Below are 10882 nucleotides of genomic sequence, written 5' to 3' on the forward strand. Positions count from 1 at the left end.
CGCACCGCCGCCAGCCGCGCCATCAGCTGGCGCACCAAGGCGGCGCGCATGTCGTCGAACAACAGCGCCTCCTCGGCTTCCTTGCCCAGCGCCACGGTCTCGGAGTAGCTCAGCTCGCGCTCCTGCAGCAGTTCGGTGGGCTCGATCAGCTCGCGCCCGGCTGGGGTGCGCAGTGCAACGCGCACGCGGCGGCGCAGCAACAGCTCGCGCACCTGCCCGGCGGCCGTGGTGCCCACGACGACGCGCTCGCGCTGGTCCTGCTGCACATCGACGATGACATCGGGCACCGGGGCGTCCGGCTGCGGGGCGGCGCCGGGGGGCGTGACCCCTGTCCACACCTGCACCCCACTGGCGCGCAGTTGCGCCGCCAGACTCTGGGCTACGTCGCTACCCGTGCTGCCGACCAGACGCACGGTCTGAAACGGCATCGCCACCGCGACCCCGCGCAGGCGAAACCCGCAGCCCAGGCCCGCAACAGCCCAGCCCGCCAGCGCGCAGGCCAGCAACCCACGGCGACGGCACGGGCGATCCATCACACCACCACGTTGACCAGGCGACCCGGCACCACCACCACCTTGCGCGCGGGTCGGCCCTCGGCGTAGCGGGCCACCTCGGGCGCGGCCAGCGCCGCCGCCTCGATGGCCGCCCGGTCGGCGTCGGCGGGCACGGTCAGGCTGCCGCGCAGCTTGCCGTTGATCTGCAGCACCAATTCGATTTCGTCACGACGTAGCGCCGCCTTGTCCACCTGCGGCCATGGCGCATTGAGCAGATCACCCAACGCCCCGGCGTAGCCCAGCTGTTGCCACAGCACATAGGTCAAGTGCGGCGTGGCCGGATACAGGCAGCGCAGCAAGATGCCAAAGCCCTCGATCAACGCCACCCCGCCCCCCGGCTCGTCGGCCGCGTCGAACGCCTCCAGCGCATTGAGCATCTTCATGCAGCCCGACACCACGGTGTTGTACTGCATACGCTGGTAGTCGTAGTCCACCTGCTTCAGCACGGTGTGGATCTCGTGCCGCAACGCCTTGGCCCGTTGACCAAAGGTCACGTCGGCCAGCGATGACACCCCCTGCACGGCCTGCTGCGCGGCGCTGAAGTCCTGCGTCGCCAGCCGCCGCCCAAAGGCCCACACGCGCTTGAGGAAGCGGTGGCTGCCCTCCACCGCCGCGTCGTTCCACTCCAGCGTGGCCTCCGGCGGCGCGGTGAACATGGTGTAGAGCCGCGCGGTGTCGGCACCGTATTTCTCGATCAGGTCCTGCGGATCGACACCGTTGTTCTTGGACTTGGACATCGTGCCCACGCCCTCGTAGTCGATGGGCGTGCCAGGCGGCAGCACGCCGTCGGCGCTGGGCACGTCGCGCCGGAGCTTGGCACCGACGATCTTGCCCGACTCATCGAGGACGTTTTCCACGTCGTGCGGCCAGAAGTATTCCTTGCCGCCCTTGGCGGTGCGGCGGCTGTAGATGTGGTTGAGCACCATGCCCTGCGTGAGCAGCCGCTGGAACGGCTCGTCCACCTGCACCAGCCCCAGGTCGCGCATCACCTTGGTCCAGAAGCGCGCATACAGCAGGTGCAGGATGGCGTGCTCGATGCCGCCGATGTACTGGTCCATCGGCATCCAGTAGCGCGTGCCCTCGCCCACCATCGCGTCCGCCTTCGTCGGGTCGCAGTAGCGCATGAAGTACCACGACGAATCGACAAACGTGTCCATGGTGTCGGTTTCGCGCCGCGCAGGCTGGCCGCACTGGGGGCAGGCCACGTTCAGGAACGCCTCGCACTTGGCCAGCGGATTGCCGCTGCCATCCGGCACCAGGTCTTGCGGCAGCACCACCGGCAGATCTTCGTACGGTACCGGCACGGGGCCACAGTGGTCGCAGTGGATGATGGGAATGGGCGTACCCCAGTAGCGCTGGCGGCTGATGCCCCAGTCGCGCAGACGCCACGTGGTTTGCTTCTGACCCAGCCCCTTGGCGGCCAGCAACTCGGCCACTTTGTCCACCGCAGCCTGATACGGCAGCCCGTCGAGCGGGCCGGAGTGGATGCACACCAAGCGGCCCGATTTGTCGGCATACCAATCCTGCCAGCGTGTGGGGTCGAACACCAGGGCCTGCGCCTGGCCGCTGTTGCCCTGGGGCGGGACGCCAGCCACGTCAGGCTGGGCGTGCGCCGCTGGCAGTGGCAGCCCCACCACCTGTTTGATGGGCAGGCCGTACTTGAGCGCGAAGGCAAAATCGCGCTCGTCGTGTGCCGGCACACCCATGACGGCACCATCACCGTAGCTCATCAGCACGTAGTTGCCTACCCACACCGGCACCGCCTCACCGGTGAGCGGATGCGTCACGCTCAGCCCGGTGGGCATGCCTTCCTTGTCTTTGAGCGCCAGCTCGGCCTCGGTGGTGCCGCCCTGCTTGCAGCGCTCGATGAACGCGGCCAGCGCCGGGTTGTCGCGCGCGGCGTGCTGCGCCAGCGGGTGCTCGGGCGCCACCGCGCAGAACGTCACGCCCATGATGGTGTCGGCGCGCGTCGTGAAAACATACAGCCGCCCGTCCTGGATCAGCTGGCCGTCGGCGCCGCGGATGTCGTGCGTGAAGGCAAAACGCACCCCCTCGCTCTTGCCGATCCAGTTGGCCTGCATCAGGCGTACGCGCTCGGGCCAGCCGTGCAGGTAATTGGGGTCGTCCGGGTTGGCCACCGCCGACAGCAGCTCCTCGGCGTAGCGGGTAATCGCCAGGTAGTAGCCCGGGATCTCGCGCTTTTCCACCAAGGCACCGGTGCGCCAGCCGCGGCCGTCGATGACCTGCTCGTTGGCCAGCACAGTCTGGTCCACCGGGTCCCAGTTGACCACCTGCGTCTTGCGGTAGGCGATGCCCTTTTCCAGCATCTTCAGGAACAGCCACTGGTTCCACTTGTAGTACTCAGGCGAGCAGGTGGCGATTTCGCGGCTCCAGTCGATGGCCAGCCCCAGCGCCTGCATCTGCCCCTTCATGTAGGCGATGTTGTCGTCGGTCCAGCGCGCGGGGGGCACGCTGTTCTTGATGGCGGCATTTTCGGCCGGCAGCCCGAACGCGTCCCACCCCATCGGCATGAGCACGTTGTAGCCCTTCATGCGCAACTGGCGCGCCATCATGTCGTTGATGGTGTAGTTGCGCACGTGCCCCATGTGCAGCTTGCCGCTCGGGTAGGGCAGCATGGAGCAGGCGTAGAACTTGGGCTTTGCGGGGTCTTCGGTGACGCGGTAGGCGTCACGCGCCGCCCAGTCGGCCTGGGCGGCGGCTTCGATATCGCGGGGAATGTAGGCGTCTTGCATGGTGTGGGGCAACGGTTGCGGGGCGGCCGCAGCCGTTGGCCGACCACGCCCCGCCAGATGGGCAGCGATTGTATCGGTGCCCCGTGCGGTGCCCACTACACCGGCGGCGCCGCACCCACGGCCCGCCATGCCCCACGCGGGCGCGGCTGGCGTCTGAGCGCCGCTCTTTCAGGCTAACACTTCGGCCAGAAAGGCGCGCATCGCGGCCCACGAGCGTGCGTCTGCTCGCGCGCTGTAGACCGTACCAAAGTCGGGGTCGTTGGCCTCGGGGTTGGTAAACGCATGCAGGGTGCCGCCGTAGGCGTGCAGCTGCCAGTCGGCGCCCGCTTCGCTCATCTCGCGCGCGAAGGCCAGCACCGCATCCGGCGGTGCCATCGGGTCATCCCAGCCGTGCAGGGCCAGCACTTTGGCGCTGATGCGGCGCCCCGCCGTGTTGCCCGGCGGCGTGAACAGGCCGTGAAAGCTCACCACCCCGCGCACCGGCAGACCGCAGCGCGCCATGTCGAGCACGCTCAGCCCGCCGAAGCAAAAGCCGATCGCCGCCGTGCGCGCAGCGTCCACCTCGGGCTGAGCCTGCAGCGCCTGCAGCGCCGCGCCCAGCCGAGCCTGCAGCAGTGGGCGGTTTTGCACCAGCGGTGTCATCAGGGCCGCGTTTTCTTCCTTGCTGTGGCCCCGCTTGCCCTGGCCATAGACGTCCATGGCAAAGCCGACGTAGCCCAGCTCCGCCAGGGCCCGCGCCTTGCCCAGCTCGAAATCGGTACGCCCGGCCCACGCGTGCGCCACCGCCACCGCAGGTCGCGCGCCGCTTTGCGCATCATCCCACGCCAGCACGCCTTCGAACGTGTGGCCCTCATGGGTGTATAGGATGGAACGGGTTTGAATCGTCATGGCAGCGTCTCCTTTGCGGTTGACTCTAGCCGGTACTGCGCCCCTCGCAACGGTCAGCGCAGCCCCAGCACGTCGAACATGTCGTACAGGCCCGCCCGCCGGCCAGCCAGGAAGCGCACCGCCCGCAAGCTACCCAGTGCGTAGGTGGCACGGCTGCTGGACTTATGGGTGATTTCGATGCGCTCGCCGCTGCCCAGAAACATCACCGTGTGGTCGCCCACCACGTCGCCGCCGCGCACGGTGGCAAAGCCGATGGCGCCTGCCGGCCGCTCGCCGGTGTGGCCCACGCGCTCGTAGACCGCACAGTCGCGCAAGTTGCGCCCCTGGGCCGCCGCAATCACCTCGCCCATCTTCAGCGCCGTGCCGCTGGGCGCATCGACCTTGTGGCGGTGGTGCACCTCCACGATCTCGATGTCGTAGCCTTCCTGCAGGGCGCGTGCGGCCATCTCCAGCAGCTTCAGCGTCACGTTGACCCCCACGCTCATGTTGGGTGCCAGCACGATAGGGATGTGCTGGGCGGCTGCCGCGATGGCGGCTTTCTGGGCCTCATCGAAACCGGTGGTGCCGATCACCATCGCCACCCCGAGGCGCTGGCAGACGGCCAGATGCGCCAGCGTGCCCTCCGGGCGGGTAAAGTCAATCAACACGTCGCAACTGGACAGCGCAGCGTCCAGGTCGGCGCCAATCATCACCCCCGTGCTGCGGCCGGCAAAGGCGCCCGCATCCTGCCCCAAGGCCGCACTGTCGGGGCGATCAAGGGCAGCGGCCAGCACACAGTCGTCACTGGCCAGCACGGCCTCGATCAGCATGCGGCCCATGCGCCCGCTGGCACCGGCGATGGCGACACGGTGGGGCAACGCAGAAACGACGCTCATGGCAACGGCGGGGTCATTCGGAGAGGGTTCGATAAAGGGAGCGCGACCATAGGTGCCGCGCGGCGTATCAACGCGCCTCCAGCGGGGGATAGGCGGCAGCAGGCTGCGCCGCCCCGGCTGCCGTGGCGTCTGACGGCGCAGCGCCCGCGCCGCCCTGGCCCGCGTGGCCCTGCGCGGCGCGCAGCTGCTCTTCGCTGGCCTCCAGCACCACCGGGCGCACCGGCGGGCGGCGCACCGCCAGCGAGGCCACGAACTCTTCTTCGCTCGGCAGCTCGTCGGCCTGCACCCGAGCCAGGCGGTCGCCCTCAAAAAATACCGTCACCACGCGGCGCTGCACCGGCTGGCCCTGACGCTGGTAGATGAAGACGTAATCCCAGCGGTGGGCGTGAAAAATGCTGGCCGCCAACGGTGTGCCCAGAATGGCCTGCACCTGCTCGCGCGTCATGCCGGGCTGCAGAGCCTGCACCTGCTCGCGTACGATGACGTTGCCCTGCTGGATGTCGATGCGATACGGCGTGATCAGACCACCCAGACGGGACAGACGCTGCGTGGCGCCATCCAGCGCGGAGCAGCCGCCGATGGCCAGCAGCGCGGGCAGCATCCAGCCGACCGGACGCCGCAACAGACGCAACAGCAGGAAAGCGGCAGGATTCATGGCAGACCTACGTTGGAGCATACCCGCACCAAGGATTTGGCGTCAGGATATATCATTGCGCCCATTGTAGTGGGGCGCGAGCCGGGTTGCGGCCTGTCCCTTAAATCACTGCGCACGCATGACCGGCATCGACGAACTCAAGAGCACGGGACTGAAGGCGACCTTGCCGCGGCTGAAGATCCTGGAGATCTTCCAGTCGCGCCGCCAGCGTCACATGACGGCCGAAGACGTATTCCGGGCGCTACTGGAAGAACAGTCCGACATCGGCCTGGCCACGGTATACCGAGTGCTGACGCAGTTCGAACAGGCCGGCATTCTGGTACGCAGCAATTTCGAGTCCGGCAAGGCGGTCTACGAGCTCAACGAGGGGCAGCACCACGACCATCTGGTGTGTCTCGATTGCGGACGGGTCGAGGAATTCTTCGACGCCGAAATCGAGCGCCGCCAGCAAGCGATTGCCCAAGAGCGCGGCTTTGCCCTGCAGGAGCACGCGCTGGCGCTTTACGCCCACTGCCGGCGCGACGACTGCCCACACCGCAGTCGCCCGCGGCGTGGCTGACACGGCTTAGCTGTCGCGCAACATCGCCGCGCGTTGCCGGCGCACAAACTCCTGATACGTGTCGATGCCACGCAGCTGCAAAATGGTGTTGCGTACCGCGGCCTCCACCAGCACGGCGATGTTGCGTCCAGCCACCACCGAAATGACGGCCTTGCGGATCGCCACACCCAGCACGTCCTCATACATCGGCTCCGAGGGCAGGCGCTCGTAGTCGCGCTCCAGCGTCGACTGGCGCACCAGATGCACGATCAGGCGCAGCCGCATCTTGCGTCGCACGGCTGTCTCGCCAAAGATGGCCTTGATGTCGAGCAGGCCGATGCCGCGCACCTCGAGCAGGTTCTGCAGCAGGTCGGGACAACGCCCCTCGACGGTGGTCTGGTTGACGCGGTACAGATCCACCGCGTCGTCGGCCACCAGGCCATGGCCGCGCGAGATCAGCTCCAGCCCCAGCTCGCTCTTGCCCAGCCCCGACTCGCCGGTGATCAGCACGCCCAGGCCGAGGATGTCCATGAACACCCCGTGCATCGTGACGCGCTCGGCGAAATGGCGCGACAGGTAGGCGCGCAGCACGTCGATGACGAACGCTGCCGACGCCTCGGTGGCAAAGAGCGGGATGTGCGCGCGCTCGCACATCGCCACCAGCTCTGCGGGCGGCGTCTGGCCATCGGCCACCACCAACAGCGGCGGCTCCAGCGTCACGATGCGCGCCACCCGGCGGCGGCAGTCCTCCGGTGTCGCATTGAGCAGGTAGGCCACCTCGCGCGCCCCCAGCACCTGCGCGCGGTACGGATGGATGTAGTTCAGATGACCCACCAAATCGGCGCCGGAGCGCGCCGCAGCCACGGCGTGGTCGTCGAAGCGCCGCTCCGGGGCGCTGGAGCCCGCGATCCACTGCCACTTCAGGGTTTCGCGGTGATCCTCGAACAGCGCGTCGGCGCTGAGGGCGCTCGGCTTCATCGCAGCGGTGCAGTGCAGCGCCGGCCGGCGACGAATCAGGCGGCGGCGTGCGCCGACTGCCAGCTGGCGATGAGCCCGTGCAGCGTGGCGGGGTTGTCGGCGCTGCGCAGCTTATCGCGCAACACCGGGTCGCTCAGCAGCTCGGCGATCTCGGACAGGATTTCCAGATGCTTCTGCGTGGCCGCCTCGGGCACGAGCAGAAAGATTAGCAGATTGACCGGTTGCTCGTCGGGGGCGTCGAAGCCGATGGGCTGCGCCAGCTGGAATACCGCGGCCATGGGCTGTTTCAGGCCCTTGATGCGACCGTGCGGAATCGCCACCCCATGCCCCAGCCCGGTGGAGCCCAGGCGTTCGCGCGCGAACAGACTGTCCGTAACCAGGGCTCGATTGAGTCCGTGCAGAGACTCGAACAACAGCCCGGCTTCTTCGAACGCGCGCTTCTTGCTCGTGGCCTCGACGGCCACCAGCACGTGTTCGGGCGGCAGGATCGCGGAAAGACGGTTCATCGCGGTTGGCCTTGAAACGAGGGGGACATTATGCCGTCACGCCCGGCTGAGCGCAGCTCCCCAAAAAACACAAACCGCTTGGCGACCAAGCGGTTTGTTGCGCCGCAGCAACAGCGACGGGCCATCGCGAGGTCAGACGACCTCACGCTTCATCGGTGTGTGGTGATGCTCCTGCACCCGGTCCTTGTAGCGCAACACCTGCCGGTCCAGCTTGTCAGCCAGCTCGTCGATGGCGGCGTACAGGTCGGCGTGCACGCTCTCGGCGTAGAGGTCCTTGCCCTTGACGTGGATGCTGCATTCGGCCTTCTGGCGCCGATCCTTGTCTCGTATGGGGTCGACGCTGAGCAGGACACGGATGTCCACCACCTGATCGAAGTGGCGCGAGATGCGTTCCAGCTTGCTGGTCACATAGCCGTGCAGCGCCGGCGTCACGTCGAGATGGTGTCCGCTGATGGTCAGGTTCATGGAGAGCCTCCTTGTTGCTCCGTGAGAACGGCCGGCCGCCAGGGATCGGGCCGGGCGGGCGGCGACGTGGCACCGTCCCACCCCCCTACTATGCCCATTTGAAGCCGCAGTGACAAGGGGTGGTAGGCAACCCCACGGACGGGCCTGCACGCCGGCCTGGACTTCGCGCAGCCGCAGCCACCCCCGCGCCCCCCACTGCGCGCTTTCCCGCATGGCGCACGGCGCGAGGGGCGCCACACTGGTGTTTCACTCCGCCTGCAGGTCGTGGCAGACCACCCGATGGCGCTGCAAACCCTGATCGCCTCCCTGTTCGAGCCACCGCCTCCCGAGCGGCCCGAGCGGCGCGCTTTGGTCCTGATGGGCGGCGGCGCCCGCACGGCGTACCAGGTGGGCGTGCTGCGCGCGCTCGGGCGCCTGCTAGACGACGGTGCATTTCCGTTTCACCTCATCCTGGGCACCTCGGCCGGGGCGCTCAACGGCGCCTATCTGGCCAGCGTAGCGCGCCTGGGAACCCGTGCGTTCGAGCAGCTGGCCGCCTTCTGGACCCAGCTGCGCTCGCACCACGTCTATCAGCTCAGCGCACTACGGGTGGGGCGCCCCAACCTGCTCACCGCCGGCCTGACCCTGATGCGCCAGGTGCGCCGACATCGCGCACTGCTCGACACCATGCCGCTCGTGCAGACCCTGCACCGGCACCTCGACCTGCCAGCCGTCAGCGCCGCACTGGCCGATGGCACACTCGACGTGCTGGCCGTGACCGCGTCCAGTTATACCAGCGGCGAGCACTGGACCTTCTTCCAGACCGCGGACGCCAGCTGTGCGCCGTGGCGCCGACCCGGTCGCCGTGCCGAGGCCCAGCTCATCGACGTCGAGCACCTGATGGCCTCGGCCGCAATTCCGTTCCTGTTTCCCGCCGTGCCGCTGTGGGTGGACGGTCACAAGGAATACTTCGGTGACGGCTCGATGCGCCAGCTGTCACCGCTGTCGGGCGCCATCCACCTAGGCGCGCGCCAGATCCTGGTGATCGGCGTCGGCCAGCCGCAGCGCGCTGGCCTCACGACGGCGGCAGCGCGCTCCGAGGAACCCAGCGCCGGCACCATCGCCGGCCACGCGCTGGCCAGTGTGTTTCATGACACGCTGCAGGCGGACGTGGAGCAAGCCCAGCGCGTCAGCCGTACCCTCGCGCAGCTGCCACCTGCCGTGGCCGCGCTGCTGCCCTACCGCCCCGTGCAGGTGCTGTGCCTGCAGCCCAGCGCCTCGCTGGACGAACTGGCGCTCAAGCACGTGCACGAGCTGCCGGCCGCCACGCGCGACACCTTGGCCGGTCTGGGCGCGCTGGAGACGCGGCGCGCCGGCAACGGCAGCGCCGCCGCCCTAGCCAGCTACCTGCTGTTCGAGCCCGGCTTCGTACAGGCGCTGATGCAGCTGGGCGAAGCCGACGCCCGCCAGCACGTGCAGGCGCTGCGCGCCCTCTTCGCGCCCGCCGCCTCCAACCGGACGGTGCCATAATCGCGACTCCACCACCGATTGGAGTCAGCACCGTGGAAAGCAGCCCTAGGGGCGTGCTTCCGGGATCGGTCAGCATGGCCTGAGAACGCCGGACACGCGACGGCGCAATGGCCGGCAGCGCCCCGGAAGCACCGACTGCCGTCCGTACCCCCGTCCGAACGCCGTCCCTGCGCCATGCTCAACGTTTTCACGCTCGTCAACGGCCGCCTGTTCCAGGAAGAGATCGAATCCCTGGAAGATTTGGCGCGTTTTCGCCCCATCTGGGTGGACATGGAGTCCCCCACCCCCGAGGAGCGCCGCTGGGTGCGGCAGCACTTCGGCCTGTCCATCCCCGAAGACGCGATGGACGAGGACATCGAGGAGTCCGCTCGCTTTTTCGAGGAAGACAACGGCGAACTGCACGTGCGCTCGGACTTCCTCATTGACGACGAGGATGGCCCGCGTCATGTGCGTGTGGCGTTCATCCTGAACGACCGCAACGCCGAGCTCAACAGCCACGGGGTGCTGTTCTCCATTCACGACGAGGACCTACCGGTGTTCCGGCTGCTGCGCCTGCGCGCGCGCCGCATGCCCGGCCTCATCGACGACGCTAAGGACGTGCTGCTGGCGCTGTTCGACACCGACGTCGAGTACTGCGCCGACATCCTGGAAGGCATCCATGATGACCTGGAGCACATCAGCACGCAGGTGCTCTCTGGCCTCCTGACGGACGACGTGGCGCAGCAGGTGCTGGCCGCCATCGCCCGCCATGAGGACCTCTCGGGCCGCATCCGGCGCGACATGATGGACACGCGCCGCGCCATCAGCTTTTTGATGCGCATGCGGCTGCTGTCGGCCGAACAGTTCGAAGACGCGCGCCAAATTCTGCGCGACATCGACTCGCTGGAGGGTCACACCTCGTTCCTGTTCGACAAGATCAACTTCCTGATGGATGCCACCATCGGCTTCATCAACATCAACCAAAACAAGATCATCAAGATCTTCTCGGTGGCGTCGGTGGCGCTGCTGCCGCCCACGCTGATTGCCAGCATTTACGGTATGAATTTCCAGTTTATGCCCGAGCTGGAGTGGAAGCTGGGCTACCCCTTCGCGCTGGTGCTGATGCTGCTCAGCGCCGTGGGGCCGATGTGGTACTTCCGCCGCCGCGGCTGGCTGAAGTGA

The 10882-nt window shown here is 67.8% G+C and carries 11 protein-coding genes; 3 read left to right on the top strand and 8 right to left on the bottom strand.

What is annotated here, in order from left to right:
- The 5 genes from V7Z54_RS08330 to V7Z54_RS08350 all read right to left on the bottom strand — a co-directional run.
- The coding region (locus V7Z54_RS08330) for an LPS-assembly lipoprotein LptE (RefSeq protein WP_334135780.1) at nucleotides 1–533 on the bottom strand (533 nt) is incomplete at its 3' end.
- Nucleotides 533–3307, bottom strand: a complete 2775-nt coding sequence (gene leuS / locus V7Z54_RS08335; protein WP_334135781.1) for a leucine--tRNA ligase — start codon at nucleotides 3305–3307, stop codon at nucleotides 533–535. The genes leuS and V7Z54_RS08330, both read right to left, overlap by 1 nt.
- Before the next feature lie 168 nt (nucleotides 3308–3475).
- Nucleotides 3476–4195 carry a dienelactone hydrolase family protein gene (locus tag V7Z54_RS08340; protein WP_334135783.1) on the bottom strand — a complete coding sequence of 240 codons (720 nt, stop codon included), beginning with the start codon at nucleotides 4193–4195 and terminating at the stop codon, nucleotides 3476–3478.
- A gap of 53 nt (nucleotides 4196–4248) precedes the next feature.
- The gene (gene dapB / locus V7Z54_RS08345; protein ID WP_334135785.1) at nucleotides 4249–5070 is read right to left on the bottom strand and encodes a 4-hydroxy-tetrahydrodipicolinate reductase; all 822 of its coding nucleotides are present in this window, start codon (nucleotides 5068–5070) and stop codon (nucleotides 4249–4251) included.
- 67 nt (nucleotides 5071–5137) lie between these two features.
- Nucleotides 5138–5725: an outer membrane protein assembly factor BamE gene (locus V7Z54_RS08350; RefSeq protein WP_334135787.1), complete on the bottom strand. Its 588-nt coding sequence runs from the start codon at nucleotides 5723–5725 to the stop codon at nucleotides 5138–5140.
- Between the two features lie 118 nt (nucleotides 5726–5843).
- Between V7Z54_RS08350 and fur the strand changes: the two genes are divergently transcribed.
- Nucleotides 5844–6284 (top strand): ferric iron uptake transcriptional regulator, encoded by a 441-nt coding sequence (fur, locus tag V7Z54_RS08355; protein WP_334135789.1) that lies wholly within the window; start codon nucleotides 5844–5846, stop codon nucleotides 6282–6284.
- A 6-nt stretch (nucleotides 6285–6290) separates the two neighbouring features.
- On the opposite strand, the gene hprK is transcribed toward fur, so the two are convergent.
- The 3 genes from hprK to hpf all read right to left on the bottom strand — a co-directional run bounded on the left by hprK (nucleotide 6291) and on the right by hpf (nucleotide 8212).
- On the bottom strand, nucleotides 6291–7241 hold the full coding sequence (hprK, locus tag V7Z54_RS08360; RefSeq protein ID WP_334135790.1) for an HPr(Ser) kinase/phosphatase: 951 nt from the start codon (nucleotides 7239–7241) through the stop codon (nucleotides 6291–6293).
- A 35-nt stretch (nucleotides 7242–7276) separates the two neighbouring features.
- Nucleotides 7277–7747 carry a PTS sugar transporter subunit IIA gene (locus V7Z54_RS08365; protein WP_334135791.1) on the bottom strand — a complete coding sequence of 157 codons (471 nt, stop codon included), beginning with the start codon at nucleotides 7745–7747 and terminating at the stop codon, nucleotides 7277–7279.
- A 132-nt stretch (nucleotides 7748–7879) separates the two neighbouring features.
- Nucleotides 7880–8212, bottom strand: a complete 333-nt coding sequence (hpf, locus tag V7Z54_RS08370) for a ribosome hibernation-promoting factor, HPF/YfiA family (protein ID WP_334135792.1) — start codon at nucleotides 8210–8212, stop codon at nucleotides 7880–7882.
- A 279-nt stretch (nucleotides 8213–8491) separates the two neighbouring features.
- Here hpf and V7Z54_RS08375 point away from each other — a divergent pair, with 279 nt between their 5' ends.
- Complete coding sequence (locus tag V7Z54_RS08375; protein WP_334135793.1) at nucleotides 8492–9721, top strand: patatin-like phospholipase family protein; 1230 nt, start codon at nucleotides 8492–8494, stop codon at nucleotides 9719–9721.
- A 174-nt stretch (nucleotides 9722–9895) separates the two neighbouring features.
- Nucleotides 9896–10882, top strand: coding sequence for a magnesium/cobalt transporter CorA (corA, locus tag V7Z54_RS08380; RefSeq protein ID WP_334135795.1), 987 nt, complete (start codon nucleotides 9896–9898; stop codon nucleotides 10880–10882).

It is taken from the genome of Tepidimonas sp. (genome assembly GCF_036824975.1).
Classification (GTDB): domain Bacteria; phylum Pseudomonadota; class Gammaproteobacteria; order Burkholderiales; family Burkholderiaceae_C; genus Tepidimonas.